12 protein-coding genes are annotated in these 18,218 nt (G+C 70.9%); 3 read left to right on the forward strand and 9 right to left on the reverse strand.

All coding sequences use genetic code 11. From position 1 onward, the window contains the following. The first annotated feature begins 13 nt into the window (after positions 1 to 13). Positions 14 to 1,063 (forward strand): TraB/GumN family protein, encoded by a 1,050-nt coding sequence (locus RAB70_RS11685; RefSeq protein ID WP_225851667.1) that lies wholly within the window; start codon positions 14 to 16, stop codon positions 1,061 to 1,063. A gap of 13 nt (positions 1,064 to 1,076) precedes the next feature. On the opposite strand, the gene RAB70_RS11690 is transcribed toward RAB70_RS11685, so the two are convergent. From RAB70_RS11690 to RAB70_RS11730, 9 genes are all read right to left on the reverse strand, one after another. Beyond that, positions 1,077 to 1,849, reverse strand: a protein-coding gene (locus tag RAB70_RS11690) for an IS5 family transposase (RefSeq protein WP_148830346.1) whose coding sequence is annotated in 2 segments (ribosomal slippage) — positions 1,077 to 1,507 and positions 1,507 to 1,849 — 774 coding nt in all. Because the reading frame shifts where the segments join, the coding sequence is not laid out codon by codon here. A gap of 431 nt (positions 1,850 to 2,280) precedes the next feature. Further along, a complete protein-coding gene (gene dxs / locus RAB70_RS11695) occupies positions 2,281 to 4,194 on the reverse strand; it encodes a 1-deoxy-D-xylulose-5-phosphate synthase (RefSeq protein ID WP_148829146.1) in 1,914 nt (637 codons plus the stop codon). Positions 4,195 to 4,344: 150 nt separating this feature from the next. Beyond that, positions 4,345 to 5,004 carry an HNH endonuclease gene (locus RAB70_RS11700; RefSeq protein ID WP_173003348.1) on the reverse strand — a complete coding sequence of 220 codons (660 nt, stop codon included), beginning with the start codon at positions 5,002 to 5,004 and terminating at the stop codon, positions 4,345 to 4,347. Positions 5,005 to 5,116: 112 nt separating this feature from the next. Further along, the gene (locus RAB70_RS11705; protein ID WP_148829147.1) at positions 5,117 to 6,901 is read right to left on the reverse strand and encodes an acyl-CoA dehydrogenase C-terminal domain-containing protein; all 1,785 of its coding nucleotides are present in this window, start codon (positions 6,899 to 6,901) and stop codon (positions 5,117 to 5,119) included. A gap of 103 nt (positions 6,902 to 7,004) precedes the next feature. After that, positions 7,005 to 7,652, reverse strand: coding sequence for a response regulator transcription factor (locus tag RAB70_RS11710; protein ID WP_017911263.1), 648 nt, complete (start codon positions 7,650 to 7,652; stop codon positions 7,005 to 7,007). An 88-nt stretch (positions 7,653 to 7,740) separates the two neighbouring features. Then, positions 7,741 to 8,460 carry a sensor histidine kinase gene (locus RAB70_RS11715; protein WP_148829148.1) on the reverse strand — a complete coding sequence of 240 codons (720 nt, stop codon included), beginning with the start codon at positions 8,458 to 8,460 and terminating at the stop codon, positions 7,741 to 7,743. Continuing rightward, complete coding sequence (locus RAB70_RS11720; protein ID WP_148829149.1) at positions 8,457 to 11,693, reverse strand: serine/threonine-protein kinase; 3,237 nt, start codon at positions 11,691 to 11,693, stop codon at positions 8,457 to 8,459. The genes RAB70_RS11715 and RAB70_RS11720 overlap by 4 nt, the downstream gene beginning before the upstream one ends. Then, positions 11,690 to 12,541 carry an FHA domain-containing protein gene (locus RAB70_RS11725; RefSeq protein WP_148829150.1) on the reverse strand — a complete coding sequence of 284 codons (852 nt, stop codon included), beginning with the start codon at positions 12,539 to 12,541 and terminating at the stop codon, positions 11,690 to 11,692. Before RAB70_RS11725 ends, RAB70_RS11720 begins: the two co-directional genes overlap by 4 nt. A gap of 46 nt (positions 12,542 to 12,587) precedes the next feature. Continuing rightward, on the reverse strand, positions 12,588 to 13,424 hold the full coding sequence (locus RAB70_RS11730; RefSeq protein ID WP_148829151.1) for a DUF6689 family protein: 837 nt from the start codon (positions 13,422 to 13,424) through the stop codon (positions 12,588 to 12,590). A 234-nt stretch (positions 13,425 to 13,658) separates the two neighbouring features. Here RAB70_RS11730 and RAB70_RS11735 point away from each other — a divergent pair, with 234 nt between their 5' ends. Then, on the forward strand, positions 13,659 to 15,062 hold the full coding sequence (locus tag RAB70_RS11735) for a S8 family serine peptidase (protein ID WP_148829152.1): 1,404 nt from the start codon (positions 13,659 to 13,661) through the stop codon (positions 15,060 to 15,062). 630 nt (positions 15,063 to 15,692) lie between these two features. Continuing rightward, entirely contained in the window at positions 15,693 to 18,173 is a 2,481-nt protein-coding gene (locus RAB70_RS11740) for a S8 family serine peptidase (RefSeq protein ID WP_148829153.1), read from the forward strand. The last annotated feature ends 45 nt before the right edge of the window (positions 18,174 to 18,218 follow it).

Raw genomic sequence — 18,218 nt, forward strand, 5'->3', positions numbered from 1 at the left:
GGGGCGGCGCGGGGTGCGCGCGACGACCGCGCCGGGGACCGTGGCGCGCCGGCTCGGCTCGGCGTTGTGCCTGGCGGCGGCGTTGCTGGCGGCGGGCGTGCCCGCCGTGCAGGCGCAGACCGCGACGCCGGCCGCACCAGCCCATCCGCCGGTGGTCGACCTGGAGGCGGTGCTGGTGAGCGGGCGCCAGCCCGGCCCGGGGCTGTGGCAGGTCCGCCGCGGCGATCACGTGCTGTGGATCCTCGGCACGGTGTCGCCGCTGCCCAAGCGCATGCAGTGGGAATCGGGCGAAGTGGAGCGGGTGATCGCCCAATCGCAACAGGTGATCGCGGCGCCGACCCTCACCCTGGACTCGGGCCTGGGCATGTTCCGCAGCCTGATGCTGCTGCCGTCCTTGCTCAAGGCGCGGCGCAATCCCGACGACCGCACCCTGCAGCAGGTGCTGCCGCCGGAGCTGTATGCGCGTTGGCTGCCGCTGAAGGCGCGCTACCTGGGCCGCGACGGCAGCGTGGAACGCTGGCGGCCGGTATTCGCGGCGCAGGAGCTGTACGAAACGGCGATGCGCACCTCCGGCCTGAGCCTGGGCAGCGTCGTGCAGCCGGTGATCGCGCGTGCGGCCAAGCGCGCCAGGGTGCCGATCGTGCCGGTGGTGGTGGAGGTCAAGGTGCCCGACGCCAAGCGCGCGCTGCAGGAGTTCCGGGCGACCTCGCTCAACGACAGTGCCTGTTTCGCGCGCACCTTGCAGGTCATCGATCGCGACCTGGAGACGATGCGCCAGCGCGCCAATGCGTGGTCCGAAGGCGATCTGGACACGCTGGCCAGGCTGCCCGCCAACGATCAGTACCGGGTGTGCCTGGACGCGGTCGGCGAAGCGGCGATCGCGCGCAAGCTGGGCCTGGGCGATGTGCGCCAGCGTGCGCAGGCGGCCTGGTTGCAGGCGGCCGAGCGGGCGCTGGCGCAGAACCGCTCCAGTTTCGCGGCGTTGCCGATGCAGACCCTGCAGGAGCCGGGCGGGCCGCTGGATCGGCTACGCGCCAGTGGCGCCGAGGTGATCGCGCCCTAGGCTGTATCGACATTCATTTCAGCCACATTGGGATAGAGGCCAGATACAGGAAAGCCAAGAAATGCGTTGGCTTGCGATCGAAGCGCGTGGCGATACGGCGGAACTGCTTGAGCTTGGCGAAGCAACGTTCGATGCGATTGCGTAACCGGTAGCGTGCTTTGTCGTAGCGGCGCGGCCGCTGGCAACTGCGTGGAGGGATCACCGCCTTGGCGCCTCGTGACCTGATCAACGCCACCAGTTCCCGACTGTCATAGCCCTTGTCGGCCAGCACATATTTCGGCTTGAACCCGGCCAACAAGGCGCGCGCTTGCGTGATGTCGTTACGCTGCCCACCTGTCAGCACGACCCGCACCGGCCGGCCCTGGCTATCCACGGCCAAGTGGATCTTTGTGCTCAGGCCTCCTCGGGAGCGCCCCAGAGCCGAGTCCGAAGCCCCCCTTTTCCGGTCGCCGCCTGTGCATGCGCCCGGACGATGCTGCTATCAATCATCAGGTACTCGTTGTCTCGAGCCCGAGTCAGGCTCTGGAAAATCCGCTCCCAGACGCCCTTGGCGGCCCAACGGGTAAAGCGTTTGTGCACGCTTTTGTAGGCCCCGTAGCGCGGCGGCAGATCACTCCAGCGTGCGCCGGAGCGCAACACCCACAGCACGCCATTGACGAAAGTGCGGTTGTCGGCTGCTGTGCGGCCCGGGTCACTGGCTTTGCCTGAAAGCAAGTCTTCGATCCGCTCCCATTGGCTCTGGGTCAATTCATAGCGGCTGGGCCGCGACGTGATGGTCTTCGACATCCCAAAAAAATACCGCTGAATGTCGATACAGCCTAGGGCGTGTCATCAATTCCCGAGTATGCCGCGTTGGGTCTGGCAGGCGCGCGGCCGGCGTTGCGTGGCGCAGCGCCTGACTGGCCGTCAGGTCAAGCCGCGCGGCGCCGGCCGCGCGCCTGCCAGGCCCAACCCGAAGGGCCGCGATTGCGCGCGCCCATGGCCGCGTCATCGCTCGGGCGTGGACGGACGTCCACTTCCTCGCTCTTCCTTGCCACAGGCGCGCGCAATCGCGGCGCGGCATGCTCGGGGATTGATGACACGCCCTAGGTCACGCGCTGGAGACGCCGGCGCAATCGAAAGCGGCATGAGGCGCATCGAGAACCGAGCGCAATGCCGCAAGCAGGCACGGCATGCGCCAACCGCCGTGCCGTTGCTCTGCTCGCAATCGCGACGGGTCAGCCCGCCGCGGTGCGCGGTGCGCTGGCGCTGGTGGCCAGTTGCGGCCAGCGCTTCAGCACCGCGGCGCGGATGCCGGCGGCGTCGATGCCGGCTTCGGCCAGCAATTGCTCGCGGCTGGCATGGTGCTGGAACGCGTCGGGCAGGCCCAGGTGCAGCACCGGGCGCAGCACGCCTTCGGCGTTGAGCAGCTCGGCCACGCCGGAACCGGCACCGCCGGCCACCACGTTGTCCTCGATGGTCACGAAGCCTTCGTGGCTCTGCGCCAGCTCCAACAGCAGGGCGCGGTCCAGCGGCTTGACGAAGCGCATGTTGACCACGCTCAGACCGAGCTCGCGGCCGACCTGTTCGGCTGCCGCCAGGGTCGCACCGAACGCCAGCAGCGCCACCGTGTGGCCCTGCGCGCGCACTTGCGCCTTGCCGATCGGCAGGGGGTCCAGCGTGGTCCCGGGGGCGATCCCGGGGCCGGTCCCGCGCGGGTAGCGCACCGCAGCCGGGCCGGCATGGCGCAGACCGGTGCTGAGCAGTTGCCGGCACTCGGCTTCGTCGGCCGGCGCCATCACCACCAGGTGCGGCACGCAGCGCAGGAAACTCAGGTCCAGGTTGCCGGCATGAGTGGCGCCATCCGGGCCGACCACGCCGCCGCGGTCGATCGCGAACAGCACATCGAGCTGCTGCACCGCCACGTCGTGCACCAACTGGTCGTAGCCGCGCTGCAGGAAGGTGGAATAGATCGCCACCACGGGCTTGGCGCCGTGCACGGCCATGCCCGCGGCCAGGGTCACCGCGTGCTGCTCGGCGATGGCCACGTCGAAATAGCGCTGCGGGTATTCCTTGCTGAAGCGCACCAGGCCCGAGCCTTCGCGCATCGCCGGGGTGATCGCCAGCAGTGCCGGCTCGGCCGCGGCCATGTCGCAGATCCAGTCGCCGAACACGTCGGTGTAGGTTGGCGCCTTGGCGCCCGGCTTGGCCACCAGGCCCTTGCTCGGGTCGAACGGGCCGACCGCGTGATAGCCGATCTGGTCGCCCTCGGCCAGTTCGTAGCCCTTGCCCTTGGTGGTGATGACGTGCAGCAGCTGCGGACCCTTGAGGGTCTTGAGCGTCTTCAGCGCGCCGAGCAGCGCCGGCAGGTCGTGGCCGTCGATCGGGCCGGTGTAGTGGAAGCCCATTTCCTCGAACAGCGTGGACGGCACGAACATGCCCTTCCAGTGCTCTTCCCAGCGTCGCACGAAGCGCGCGGTGGGGTTGCTCTTCTTGTCGCCGAGGATCTTCTTGCCGCCCTCGCGGATGGCGTTGAGGGTCTTGCTGCCGCTCATCCGCCCCAGCATCTTGGTGACCCCGCCGACCGCCTCGGAGATCGACATGCGGTTGTCGTTGAGGATCACCAGCAGGCTCGGTTCCGGGTCCATGCCGCCGGCGTGGTTCAGCGCCTCGTAGGCCATGCCCGCGGTCATCGCGCCGTCGCCGATCACCGCCACCACCTTGCGCTCGTCGCCCATGCGCTGCAGCGCCACCGCCATGCCCAGCGCGGCCGAGATCGAGGTGGAGGAATGGCCGACGCCGAAGGTGTCGTACTCGCTTTCCTCGCGCTTGGGGAACGGCGCCACGCCGTCGGCCTGCTTGACCGTGTGGATGCGGTCGCGGCGTCCGGTGAGGATCTTGTGCGGATAGGTCTGGTGGCCGACGTCCCACACCAGTTGGTCGACCGGTGTGTCGTAGAGGTAGTGCAGGGCGACGGTGAGTTCGATCACGCCCAGCCCGGCGCCGAAATGGCCGCCGCTCTTGCCGACGCACTCGATCAGAAAGGCGCGCAGTTCCTCGGCGATGGCCGGCAGCTCCGATTCATCGAAGCGACGCAGTTCGGCGGGGACCTGGATGCGCGAGAGGCGCGGATAGCGGGTGGGGTCGATCATCGGAATGGAGGTTCAGCGGACCTGTCATTTTCCTCTCCATTCCGGGCACGCGCAATCAACCCGTTCATCCGCGGGCGCGTGGATGGCCGGTTTTGGCCGGGGTGCGGCAATCCGTCGCAGCGGGCGTGACGGCGGCGTGAGGCCGCGCGGCTACAACGAGAGCTTCGAGCGCTTCGGCAACTGCGCCTTCAGGAACGACATCTGATCGGCCAGGATATTGCGGTTGGACAGGATCAGATGCTCGATCCAGCTCGGCCGGTACGGCACCGCCAGCAGCGGCATCGACGCCTGCTGCGGGGTGCGGTTGCCCTTGCGCGAATTGCAGTGGAAGCACGCGGTGACCACGTTCTCCCAGATGTCGCGGCCGCCCTTGGACACCGGCAGCACATGATCGCGGGTCAGCTGCGGGCGGCTGAACTGCTGGCCGCAGTACAGGCACAGTTGCGCGTCGCGGGCGAACAGCGCGGTATTGGTGAGGGTCGGGGTGGGGTCGAGCGCACGCGCATGCGCGTGGCCGCGCGCGGCGATGATCGGATGCAGCTCCAGCACGCTGCGCTCGCCGCTGGCGCGGCTGATGCCGCCGTGGATGTGCAGGCACGGCTCGCCGAGCGTCCAGGCCACCGCGCCGCGTGCGTACAGGCAGGCGGCATCCTGCCAGTTGATCCAGTCCAGCACGCGGCCATGCGCGTCCAGCGACAGCAGCCGGACCGAAGGCAGGTGGGAAGGGGACGCCGCAGGCGACGGGACCGCGGCCGAGGCGCCGCAGGCCCCGGTATCGATCAGACCAAGCGTTGTTGTGTCTGTCTCCATCGGGAAGACAGCTTATACCCGATTGGTGACGGTTTGTGTATCGGTCGCGGCGGGCCGTGCGGCCCCGGCACGGCGTGCATGCCGGGGCTGCGTTCGGACCTGGATGTGCGACTCAGAACTGCGCGTCGGCCAGCGTCATCAGCGGCGCGGCGCCGCTGTCGATGGCCGCGGCGTGGGTCAGCGTGCGCGGCAGCAGGCGGGCGTAGTAGAAGCGCGCGGTCTCGCGCTTGGACTGCTTGAACGCCTCGCCGTGCGCCGAGGCCTCGGCCGCGGCGACGCTGCGCGCCCACCAGTAGGCCAGCACCACGTAGCCGGAATAGAACACGTAGTCGTAGCTGGCCGCGCCCAGTTCCTCGGGATTGCCGGCGGCGCGCTGCAGGATGCGCTTGGTCAGCGCCGCCCACTCGGCGGCCTTCTCGCGCAGCGGCGCGACGAATTCGGCCACCGCCGGGTTGTCGGCGTGCTCGGTCAGGAAGGCCTCGATCTGCGCCAGGAACAGCTTCAGCCCGGCGCCCTGGCTGGACGCGGTCTTGCGCCCGATCAGGTCCAGCGCCTGGATGCCGGTGGTGCCTTCGTACAGGGTGGTGATGCGCGCGTCGCGGGCCAGTTGCTCCATGCCGTGTTCGTGGATGTAGCCGTGGCCGCCGAAGCACTGCAGGGCGTGATAGGTGTTCTCCACCGCCCACTCGGTCTGGCAGGCCTTTGAGATCGGGGTGAGGAAGCTGACCAGCACGTCGGCCTGCTCGCGCTCGGCCGGGTCCTGCGCGCTGTGCGCGATGTCGATCAGGGTTGCGGCATGTAGCGCCAGCAGGCGGCTGCCTTCGGTCAGCGCCTTCACCGTCAGCAGCATGCGGCGCACGTCCGGGTGCACCAGGATCGGGTCAGCCGGCTTCTCCAGCAGCTTGGCGCCGCTCAGCGAACGCGACTGCAGGCGCTCGCGGGCGTAGTGCAGCGCGTTCTGGTAGGCGCGTTCGGACAGACCGATGCCCTGCAGGCCGACGCCGAGGCGCGCGGTATTCATCATGGTGAACATGGCCTGCAGGCCCTTGTGCGGCTGCCCGACCAGGTAGCCCTCGGCGCCGTCGAAGTTCATCACGCAGGTGGCCGAGCCGTGGATGCCCATCTTGTGCTCCAGCGAGCCGCAGCGCAGCGCGTTGCGCTCGCCGACGCTGCCGTCGCGGGCGACCTTGAACTTCGGCACCACCAGCAGGGAGATGCCCTTGGCGCCGGCCGGCGCGTCCGGCAGCCGCGCCAGCACCAGGTGCACGATGTTGTCGGTGAAGTCGTGCTCGCCGGCGGTGATGAAGATCTTGGTGCCGCTGACCGACCAGCTGCCGTCGGCGTTGGGCTCGGCGCGGGTCTTGAGCAGGCCCAGGTCGGTGCCGCAGTGCGGTTCGGTCAGGCACATGGTGCCGGTCCAGCGGCCATCCACCAGCGGCTTCAGGAACACCTCCTGCTGCCAGGCCTCGCCGTGCTGCTTGAGTGCTTCGACCGCGCCGTGCGACAGCAGCGGGAAGTTGCCCCAGGCCAGGTTGGCGGCGTTGACCATTTCGTTGAGCGGCACGCCGAGGGTGTGCGGCAGGCCCTGGCCGCCGAACTCGGCGGCGGCGGTCAGCCCGGTCCAGCCGCCCTCGGCGAACTGCCGGTAGGCCTCGCGGAAGCCGGGGGCGGTGGTCACCGCGCCGGTGGCCTTGTCCAGGATGCAGCCGTGCTCGTCGCCGACCCGGTTCAGCGGCGCCAGCACGGTGCCGGTGAAGCGCGCCGCTTCCTCCAGCACCGCGTCGATCAGTTCGGCATTGGCGTCGGCGTGGCCGAGGCGGGCGAACAATGCCTCCACCTGCAGCACGTCGTGCAGCGCGAAGCGGAGATCGGTCAACGGGGCTTGATAGGTGCTCATGCGATCGCTCGTGACGAGGGCCGCGGCGCGGCCGAGGTGCCCAGGATACTATGGCGTATGGAGTATGCGCAGCCGCGCCGAGCCCGCCGGTGCGCGGCGCCGTTCAGTCGAGCAGGCCGTGGCGGACCGCGTAGCGCACCAGTTCGGCGGTATTGCGCATGCCCAGCTTGTTGAGCACGCGGAAGCGGTGGTTCTCGGCGGTCTTGACGCTGATCTGCAGCACCCGCGCGATCTCCTTGGTGGTGCGGCCCTCCACGATCAGGTGGAACACCTCGCGTTCGCGCGCGGTCAGGCTGCGGTAGGGATCGGGCGGCAGCGCCTGCGGCTGCTGCATCTGCGCCACCAGTGCCTGCGCGGCCTGCGGCGAGAAGTGGCCGCGGCCGGCGTGCAGGTTGCGCACCGCGGCGATCAGGTCGGCGCTGGCGCTGTCCTTGAGCAGATAGCCGGAGGCGCCGGCGCGCACCGCGTGCAGCACGTATTCGTGTTCCTCGTGCATGGTCAGCACCAGGATCCGCGCCAGCGGCACGGTCTCGCACAGCCGTCGGACCACGTCGATGCCGTTGAGCCGCGGCATCGAGATGTCCACGATCGCCACATCCGGGCTGGTCGCCTCGGCCTTGGCCAGCGCCTCGATGCCGTCGGCGGCCTGCGCCACCACCTGGATGCCGTCGATCGCGTCGAGCACGGCGACCAGGCTTTCGCGCACCAGGGTGTGGTCGTCGGCGATGAGGACCCGGATCGGCGCGCTCATGCCGGTGCGCTCCAAGCGCGCCGACAGGCGGGATGTCGCGGCGTGTGCAGCGTCGCGCGGGTGTCGGGGCGGGGCAGGGCGATCACGTTCAATCGGCCTCCAGCGGGACCCGGATCTGCACGCAGCAGCCCTCGCCCGGGGACGATTGCAGGCGCAGGCTGCCGCCGCTCAGGCGCAGGCGTTCGCGCAGGCCGCTCAGGCCGCTGCCGCCGGCCACCAGCGCCTGCTGCGGGTCGCAGCCGCGGCCGTCGTCGAGCACCTGCAGATGCGCCCAGCCGTCGCGGGCCACCAGCCGCAACAGCACCGACTGCGCAGCCGAGTGCTTCAGCGCATTGGTCAGCGCTTCCTGCGCGCTGCGGAACAGCAGGGTCTGCAGCGCTTCGTCCAGCGTCGGCAGCGGGCCGATCTCGACGCTGACCGGGGTGGCGCCGGCGGCGGACTGGCTGCGGCCGAGCCAGCCCAGCGCGGCTTCCAGTCCCAGGTCGTCGAGGATCGGCGGGCGCAGCAAGCGCGACATCTGCCGGGTGTCTTCCAGTGCCTGCGTACACAGATGGATGGCGTCTTCGAGCGGTGCGCGCAACGCGGCGTCGGCCGCGCCGAGCGCCGCGCCCAGTTGCGCCAGCCGGTGCTTGAGCACGGTGAGGTTCTGGCCGACGCCGTCGTGCAGCTCGCGCGCCAGGCGCCGGCGTTCGTCCTCCTGCACCTTGACCACGGCGCGGCCGAGGCGGCGGAATTCGCGTTCGTTGGCTTCCAGCCGCTGCAGCAGCAGGCGGTAGCGTTCGGCGGCGGTCGTGGCGGCGTCGTTCATGGCGTGGTCTGTGCGCGCGCGACAGCGGAACCGTCGGTGGCCTGCGCCGCGGCGCGGCGGGCGCGTTGCGCGGCGGCGTGGTCGCCGAGCGCGTCCAGGCGCTGCGCGGCCTGCGTGTGCAGGGCGGCGGCGAACAACGGGCTGCCGCGCAGCAGCAGGGCCTGCGCCTGCGCATAGCGCGCCGCGACCTGGTCGGCCGCGCCGTAGCGCAGCGCCTGCTGCAGATAGCGCAGGCGCAGCCCGGCATTGCCCAGGCGGGCGACGTCGCCCTCCAGCGCGGCGAGCGCGGGTTCGTCGTGCGCCGCGTGTACCTGGACCTGCAGTTGCAGCAGGCGGGTGCCGCTGGCGCGTGCCAGCGCCTCGGCCTGGCGCAGCGCGGCGGCGGCCGCGGCGTCATCGCCGTCGCGTTCGGCCAGTTGCGCCTGCAGCAGCGCCGCACTCGCGCGCTGTTCGCTGGACACCGAGGCGGGCGCTTGCCGCTGCACCTGCTGCAGCGCCAGCCGCGCCTGCGCCGGGTCGTCCAACGCCAGCCACACCTGCGCGCGCAGCAAGGCGATGTCGGTCTGCCCGCGCTGGTCGCGGCTCTGCTGGAACAGCCGCTGCGCCTGGTCCAGTTCGGTCAGCGCCACCGCGCGCTGGCCTTGCCAGAACGCCAGTTCGGCCAGGTTGCGCCGGCTCACCGCCACTTCCTCGAGCATCTGGTGGCGCTCGGCCTCGCGCAACGCCTGGCTCAGCAGGGTCTGCGCCTGGGTCCAGTGGCCGCGTGCGGTGGCCAGCAGGCCGAGATTCTGCGCGGTGCGCACGCGGCCGGTGGCGTCGTTGAGGTCGGCATAGGCGCGCGCGGCCTGTTCCCAGAACGCCTGCGCGCTGTCCAGGTCGCCCAACTGGAAATGCGCGAAGCCGATGTTGTTGAGCGTCTCGGCGACGCCGTGCGCATCGCCGATCGCGCGCCAGGCGGTCAGCGCGCCGCGGAACGCCTGCAGCGCCTGCGGGTAGTCGCCGCGCTCCTCGGCCAGCAGGCCGAGTTCGTTGGCGGCGGCGGCCTGACCGTCGCGGTCGCCGAGTTCGACGTACAGCACCTGCGCCTGCTGCAGTTTCTGTTCGGCCTCGGCGAAGGCACCGCCGATGCTCAGCGTGCCCGCCAGGTTGCGCAGGCTGGTGGCGACGCCACGGCGATTGCCGACCTGCCGGCGCAGCTCCACCGCGCGCAGGTACTGCGCCTGCGCCTGCTGCGCCAGGCCGAGCCGGCCGTAGCCCACGCCCAACGCGTTCACCGTCTCCGCTTCGCCATAGAGGTCGCGGCCGCGGCGGAACAGCAGTTGCGCGCGCAGCAGGTCGTCGTCCACCGCGGTGGCGGCGTTGCCGCTGAGGATCGCCAGCTTGCCCAGCGCCAACCACAGCCGCGGGTCGTCGGGATCGCGCTGCGCCAGCGTACGCAGGCGATCGCGTGCCGCGTCCAGGTGGCCGGCCTGCGCCTGGATGCGCGCGACCTGCAACTGCACCTCGCTGTCGTCGGGCCGGGCCGTGGCCAACGCCTGCCAGGCGCTGTCGGCAGCGGCGAGATCGTCTTCGGCTTCCAGGCGCAGCGCCGCCAGCAGGGCCAGGGTGCGCGGCCGCGCCGTCGCCGCAGGCGCGCGCGCATCCAGCGCCTCGCGCGCCTTCTGTTCTTCGCCGATGGCTTGCGCCGCGACCACCTCGGCCAGGCGCAACGGCGCGGACTGCGGCGCCTGCGCGCTGGCCTCGGCGAACTGCTGCAGTGCCTGCGCGCTGTCGTCGTGCTGCTGCGCTGCCAGGCCGCGCGCATACGCCTGCAGCGCGGCAGGTGCGGGCAGGTCGTCGGGCAGGGTGGCGCCTTCGCCGAGCAGCGCCCTGGACGCGATCGGCAACCAGGCGGCGTAGGCCGCGGCCGGATCGGCGGCGGTCGGTCCGTCGATGCGTTGCGGCGCGCCGCTGGCCGGGTGCAGCAGCGCCTGCAGGCGCCAGCCGGCGCCTTGGTGTTGCAGGCTCGGCTGCAGCACGCGCTGCGCCGAAGCGAGCCGGCGCAGCGCCGCCACGTCCAGCGGCGCCTGGCCGGTGGGGTCGTACTGGCGCAACGCCTGCCGGGTGCGCGCGTCATCGACCACGGTCAGCGTTTCGCCGAGGCTGCCGCGCAGCCAGCTGCCGAGCGCCAGGCGTTGCTCGGCGCTGCCCGGGTCGCCGGCCAGCGGCAGGACCAGCAGGCGCGGCAGCGGTTGCGCGGCGACCACCGGCGGCGGGGCGCTGGCGCGTTGCGCCTGCCACCGCCAGGCACCGACGCCAAGCAGGGCAGCACCGGCGAGCGTCGCGGCCAGGCCCAGGCCGAGCCGGCGCCAGCGCCGGCGATCGCGCGGCAGTTGCCGACGCTCGATCGCCACGATCACCTCGCCGGCGTGCTGCAGGCGGTCGCGCGGCTGCGGGCGCAGCAGCCGCTGCAGCAACCGCACCAGCCAGCCCGGCACGTCCGCGCGCAGCCGGTCCACCGGCGGTGGCTCGCGCAGCATGCGCTGGGCCAGGGTCTCGGACAGGGTGCCGCCGGCGAACGGCACCTGCCCGGCGAGCATTTCGTAGAGGATCAGGCCCAGCGCGTAGAGGTCGCTGCGCGGGTCGAGCGCGTCGCCGCGCGCCTGTTCCGGCGACAGGTAGGCGGGCGTGCCGATGACGTTGCCCAGGGTCGCGCCGAGACCGCTGCTGGCCATCGAGCAGGCCACGCCGAAGTCGCTGATCAGCGCATCGCCGCCACGCTGCAGCAGGATGTTGGCCGGCTTGAGGTCGCGGTGCACGACGCCGCGTGCATGCGCCGCCTGCAGGCCGCGGGCGATGTCGCCGGCGATGCGCAGGGCGGTGTCGACGTCCAGCCGTTCCTCGCGCTGCAGCCGCGCCTCCAGCGACTCGCCGTCCACGTAGTCCATGCTGATCAGCCAGCGCCCGGCGTGTTCGGCCAGGTCGTGGATGCGCACCACGTGCGGGCTGGACACCTGCCGCGCCAGCAGCAGTTCCTGGCGGAAGCGGGCGAAGGCCTGCGGCCGTTGCGCCAGTTCCGGGCGCAGCAGTTTGACCGCGACGTCGATGCCCAACGCCTGGTCGTGGGCCAGGTACACCAGGCCCATGCCGCCGATGCCGAGCAAACGCTCGATGCGGAAGCGGCCGGCCAGCACGTCGCCCGGGGTCAGGCTCTCCTGCGCGTACAGGCCGGTGGCGGTGGCCGCATCGCTCATGCCGGCTCAGGACCCTGTTCCGCGCCGGTGTCGCGCAGCGCCTGGCGGGCGGCGATCCAGAGCGCGGCGCGCTCGCAGAAGGCTTCGAGCAATTGCATGTCCAGCGCACCGATGGCGCTGCCGGCGCGGCGGCTGTCGGCGTAGATCGCGCCGAGCACGCGGGTGCCGTCGCGCAGCGGCAGGCATAGCAGGGTGCGCAGGCCGGCGGCGCAGACCGAGGCGCGCTCGGCCAGCCACGGCACGCCACCGACGTCGTGGGCCACGGTGGCCCGGCCGTCGCGCAGGGCGCGGTGCAGGGCGCCCTCGCTGCCGGGGAGGCTGTGCTGCAGCGGCAGCGGCCCGATCCCGTGGCTGGCCGCGACGCGCTGGCCGTGCGCCTCGGCCAGGACCAGCAGGCCGCGTTCGGCCTGGGCCAGTTCGACCACCGCGTCCAGGCTGGCGCCGAGCAGATCGTCGAGTCCGCCGATCTGGGCGAGCCCTTGGGTGAGGGCGGTGGCGCGATCGCAGCGGGCGCGCTGGCGGCGTTCGGCCAGTTCCGCATCGGCCGGGCTGAGTGGGGCGAACTCGGCGTAGATGTCGCCAAAGCGCAGCCAGGTCGCGGTCTCCAGCGCGATCGGCGCGGCCACCCGCACGCCATCGCGGAAGCTGCCGTTCTTGCTGCCCAGGTCGTGCAACTGCCAGTGGCCGTCGGCCTGCGGCTGCAGTTGCGCGTGCCAGCGCGACACCGAAGGGTGTTCCAGCGCCAGCGCGTTGTCGGCCGCGCGGCCGATCGCCAGGGTCTGCCCGGCGGCGAGCAGCAGCGTCGGTGCCGGCGCGTCGGGCAGGTAGGCAGTCAGGCGCGCGGGCATCGCGGCGTGTCCTCCGTCGCGGTGGGTGCGACCGGTCCCGCAGCGCTCAAGGCGCGTAGAGACGTTGGTAGTCGATGGAGAAGCGCAGCGTCGCGGCGCCGGCCAGCAGTTCGCCGGCGGGGTTGCCTGCGCTCATGCCGGCGTTCCAGGTTTGCGCGATGCCATGGCCGGCGCGCGACGACACCTGCTCGCGGAACCCGTCCAGCGCGACCGTGGCGGCGGTGTAGTCGGCATTGGCCAGGGCGCTCTGTACGCTGTTCAGCATCGAGGCCAGCGGCGCCGCCTCGTTGGCGGGCAGCTGCGCCACCAGCGCCTGCAGCCGGCTCAGCTTGGCGGCCACCACGTTGGCGGTCGGGCGCAGGTCGTGGAGCACGATGAACTGCGAGAAGCCGCCGGTGGTGCCGCGGGCGCGGACGCTGCCCGGGGCGATCTCATCGGTGATGTCGCGGAAATCGCCGCCCTCCGGGGCCTTGAACAGGCGCAGGGTGCTGTCGGCGGTATAGGCCAGCGCATGGGTGTGCAGCTCCACATGCACGACGCGCCGGAACGTCAGGCCGCCGCTCGGTGGCGGTGTCACCGTGATCAGCAGCGGCAACTGCGACGGCACCTGGCCGGTTTGCATGCTGGGCAGCCGCGGCAGCAAGGCCGTGACCTGGGCCGGGGTCAGCAGTTCTGCGCTCAGGCCGAGGTTGGCCGGGCTGAGACCGCTGGCGTTGTCGAACTCCAGCGTCAGTTCCGCGAGCGGGTGCGGGCCGGCGCCGATGGCCGCCGTCGCCACATTGCCGCTCACGTCCAACTGCACCGGCAGCGGTTGCGCGGCGAGCCCGCCGGACGCCGCGACGGCGCAGAACAGCAGGCAAACCCTTGCGAACATCGTGTGCATCTGAAACCCCCTGTTGCATGTGCCGGCACTGCGCACCGCGCCTGCGTTCCGCCCGGCACCGCGGCGCGCGGCAGCGGCCTTCGTCCCGATCATACCGATCCGTACGGGCGATGCACGCGGCCCTGGGTGTTTCCACCCACGCGCAGTAGGGGCGATCCCGGATAGGCGCCACCGCGCGGCCGCGTCAGGCTGCAGTCACCCGCCCGTCCCGGGCCCACCAACCGGAGATTCCAGATGCCCATCCGTCGTCCCGCACTCGCCATCGGCATTTGCGCCGTGCTCGCCAGCGGCGTCTTCGCTGGCGGCAAGGCCGAAGCCGCCGCGCATCTGGACAGCCTGCTGGAGTCCAAGCTGGCCAGCACGCCGCTGACCGACGAGTTGCAGATCGTCATCACCTACAAGCAGTCCAAGCCGGTCTCGGCGGCGCAGCTGACCGTGTTGCACGACCTGGGCATCACCCGCGGCGTCAGCATGCAGACCCTGCCGATCGCCGGTGCGCTGGCCACGCCGGAGGAGATCCTGGCGCTGGCCGAGCGCGACGACGTCGCTTCGATCTACTACAACGCCCCGCTGCGCTACTTCAACCAGGACGCGCGCCAGGCCACCGGGGTCGACCGCGCGCAGAGCAATCCGGGCGACTTCGGCCGCACCGTGCCGTACACCGGCCGCGGCGTCGGCGTGCTGATCAACGACTCGGGCATCGACGCCACCCACCGCGACCTGGCCTATGGCGACCGCGTGGTGCAGAACGTGCTGGCCAACACCAACCTGCACAATCTGAACTCGATGCTGCCGGTCACCTACCTGGAGGGCGTGCCGAACACCGACGCCGGTTCCGGCCATGGTACCCACTGTGCCGGCACGGTCGGCGGCAGCGGCGCGCAGTCCGGCGGCAAGTACCGCGGCGTGGCGACCGGCGCCAGCCTGGTCGGCTACGGCTCCAGCGGTGTGCTGCTGGTGCTGGATGCGGTGGGCGGCCTGGACTACGCGGCCTCGCACCAGAACAGCTTCAAGGATCCGATCCGCGTCGTCAGCAACTCCTGGGGCACCTCCGGCAAGTTCGACCCGGCCGACCCGGTCAACGTCGCCACCTACGAGCTGTACAAGCGCGGCATCGTCAGCGTGTTCGCCGCCGGCAACGACGGTCCCAAGGAAGACACCCACAATCCGTACGCACAGGCGCCGTGGGTGATCTCGGTCGCCGCCGGCAAGGTCGACGGCACGCTGGCCGACTTCTCCTCGCGCGGCAAGGCCGGCGAGCGCGATACCTTCACCACCGCCGACGGCAAGAGCTGGACCCACATCAACCAGCCCAGCATCACCGCGCCGGGCGTGGACATCATCTCCACCCGCGCCTCCACCGGCCTGTTGCCGCCGCTGGCCGCGCAGAAGGACGAAAAGCTGATCGCGCCGGCGCAGCTGCCGTTCTACACCACCATGAGCGGCACCTCGATGGCCACGCCGCATGTGGCGGGTGTGGTGGCGCTGGTGCTGGAGGCCAATCCGAACCTGACCCCGGACCAGGTCAAGGACCTGATCGAGCGCACCGCCACACCGATGGCGGGACGTGCCTCCTGGGAAGTCGGCGCCGGTTATCTCAACGCTTACTCGGCGTTGCGCGAAGCCAGCAAGAAGTGACCGGATCGGGCGGACGCCAGCGTCCGCCCGATCCGCTGCAAGCGCAGTCGACCGCGTGTCGGTGCTTGCGATGCAGTCCGGAGGCCGCCGTTCTTCGACGAAATGAAGCGCCGTCCGATCGACTGCTGTCGTTGACGTTTTCGCGGTTGCCTTCGATCACGCTGTCGCCGTTCGGCGGCGTGGTCGGCAGCCACCGCGATCCCCCGTGCTGGACGTGCGGGGTTCCACCGCTCCCCGGAATGGCGTCCGGGAATCGGAATGGGCCCCGCACGTCCCGCATTCCTTTCGGCCGCACCGCGCGCCGATGCGCCGGATCGGGCACGCCGCTCCCGCACCCTGTTTTTGCCGCATGTCGGCGCCCTCTGCCTGCAATGCACTCTGTTGCCGTTCCAGCCGCGGTGTTCGCTGGATCGGGTGGCATGCCCCGGCGTGTGGCTCGCCGTGCAGTGCCGACTGTCGCGAGCGGCGACAGGGGAGCGCACCCTCCAATCCCGTGGTAGTTGCATGCGCCGCGGCTGGGTGTTTCCACCTGGTCGGCCTGGGTGCGATACCGGATTGGCCGCGTATCGGCGCGCCCGGCACGCTGCGCTGACCGCCCGCTACGGGCTTCGACGATCCGGAGATTCCGCAATGTCCATTCGCCGTCCCGTTCTTGCCGTCGGTATCTGCGCCGTCCTCGCCGGCGGTGTGTTCGCCGGCGGCGACGCCCTGGCCGCCGCCCATCTCGACCAGGTACTGGAAGCCAAGCTCGCCGCTGCGCCGGCCGGCGACGCACTGCAGATCGTGATCACCTACGATCAGTCCGGGCCGGTCTCGGCCTCGCAACTCACCGCGCTGCATGCGCTGGGCATCACCCGCGGGATCACCATGCGCACGCTGCCGATCGCCGGCGCGCTGGCCACGCCGGCCGAGATCCGCGCGCTGGCGCAGCGCGACGACGTCGCCTCGATCTACTACAACGCACCGCTGCGCTATTTCAACAAGGAAGCCCGCGAGCTGACCGGCGTGGACCGCGCGCAGGGCAATCCCGGCGATTTCGGCCGCGCGCTGCCCTACAGCGGCCGCGGCGTCGGGGTGATGATCAACGACTCCGGCATCGATGCCACCCATCGCGATCTCGCCTACGGCACCCGCGTCGTGCAGAACGTGCTGGGCACCACCAACCTGGCCAACGTCGATGCGATGCTGCCGATCACCTATGCGGAGGGTGTGCCCAATACCGATCTCGGCTCCGGCCATGGCACGCACTGCGCCGGCACGGTCGGCGGCACCGGCGCGCAGTCCAACGGCGCCTATCGCGGCGTGGCGACCGGCGCCAGTCTGGTCGGCTACGGATCCGGTGCGGTGCTGCTGATCCTGGACGCAGTCGGCGGTCTGGATTATGCGGCCACGCATCAGTTCAGCTTCAAGGATCCGATCCGCGTCACCAGCAATTCCTGGGGCTCCTCCGGCAAGTTCGATCCGCAGAATCCGGTCAACGTCGCCACCTACGAGCTGTACAAGCGCGGCATCGTCAGCGTGTTCGCCGCCGGCAACGACGGCCCCAACGAGGACACCCACAATCCGTACGCGCAGGCGCCGTGGGTGATCTCGGTGGCCGCCGGCGAGAAGGACGGCACGCTGGCCGACTTCTCCTCGCGCGGCAAGCGCGGCGAGAGCGGCAGCTTCACCATGGCCGACGGCAAGACCTGGACCTATCTCAACGAGCCGACGATCACCGCGCCCGGCGTGGACATCGTCTCCACCCGCGATTCCACCGGCGCGTTGCCGCCGCTGGCCGCGGACAAGGACAGCAAGCTGATCGCGCCGGCGCAACTGCCGTTCTACACCACCATGAGCGGTACCTCGATGGCCACCCCGCACGTGGCCGGCATCGTCGCGCTGCTGCTGGAGGCCAACCCGGACCTGACTCCGGACCAGGTCAAGGACCTGCTCGAACGCACCGCCACCAACATCCCCGGGCGCACGTACTGGGAGGCTGGCGCGGGCTACGTGAATGCCTATGCCGCGCTGTTGGAAGCGAGCAAGCAGCGCAGCGGCTTCGGTAAGACGGTCAATTCCCTGCATCCGTTCTACAGCAATGCGCTGGTGCTGCCCGGCGGCAGCCAGCCGTTCGAGGTGGCGTTCTCGCCGGTGGGCACGCCGCAGACCCAGTCGTTCACCGTCGGCAAGGACGTCGCCTGGATCAGCGCCAAGGCCACCATCGACGCCAACACCCAGGCATTGGTGCTGACCGATCCGGACGGCGTCAGCCATGGCTCGCCGGTGGCGTTGCCGTTGCTGGGCAGCACGGTCAGCGTTGGTGCGCCGGGCAAGCCGGGCACCTGGACCATCAGCGTGCGCGGCATCGGTTCGATCAGTGGCGTACCGGTGGCGCCCAAGGGCAGCAACGGCATCGCGGCGCCGGGCACGGTGCGCGGCACCCTGGATTTCCTGCGCAGCGGCGGCTACACCGGCCTCAACGACGTCGCCAGCGGCGATCGCGATCGCGGCGCGGTGGAGTACGCGGTCGCCAACCGCCTGATCGACGGTTACGCCGACGGCCTGTTCCGTCCGCAGAATCCGCTCAAGCGCGCGGAGTTGGCGCGCTATCTGGTGATGGGTGCCGGCGTGCGCCAGGCGCTGCCGGCCACGCCCAGCTTCAGCGGGCTCGGCCGCAACGACCCGGCCTATCCGTTCGCCGAGGCGGCGGTGGGCAAGGGCGGGGTGCTGCGCGACCTGCAGCAGAACCAGGCCGCGGTGATGGGGCTGGTCGCCGGCGATTTCCGCCCCAACGACGCCGTCAGCAAACTGCAGTTGGCGTATTCGCTGGTGCAGGCGCTGGGCCTGCAGACGCAGGCGCTGGCCTTCGACGGCACGCTGTCGGTGAGCTACAACAACCAGCGCCTGCCGATCGAGGACGTGGCGGCGATCCCGAGCAACCTGCGCGGCTATGTGCAGCTGGCGCTGGATGCCGGCATCCTCAACGCGCGTTTCGCGGCGACCCAGGGGCCGCAGGACCTGCAGCCGACCCTGCATGCCTACTTCGATCCGGGCAGCACGGTGTCGCGCAGCGGCTATGCGGTGATCGCCGGGCGCTTCCTCGGCGTCAATCGGCAGGCCAAGGACTGAGGACTGCGGTGACCGTGGCGACAGCATGCGCGCAGGTGCAAGGCC

The organism is Xanthomonas sontii, from assembly GCF_040529055.1.
Lineage (GTDB): Bacteria > Pseudomonadota > Gammaproteobacteria > Xanthomonadales > Xanthomonadaceae > Xanthomonas_A > Xanthomonas_A sontii.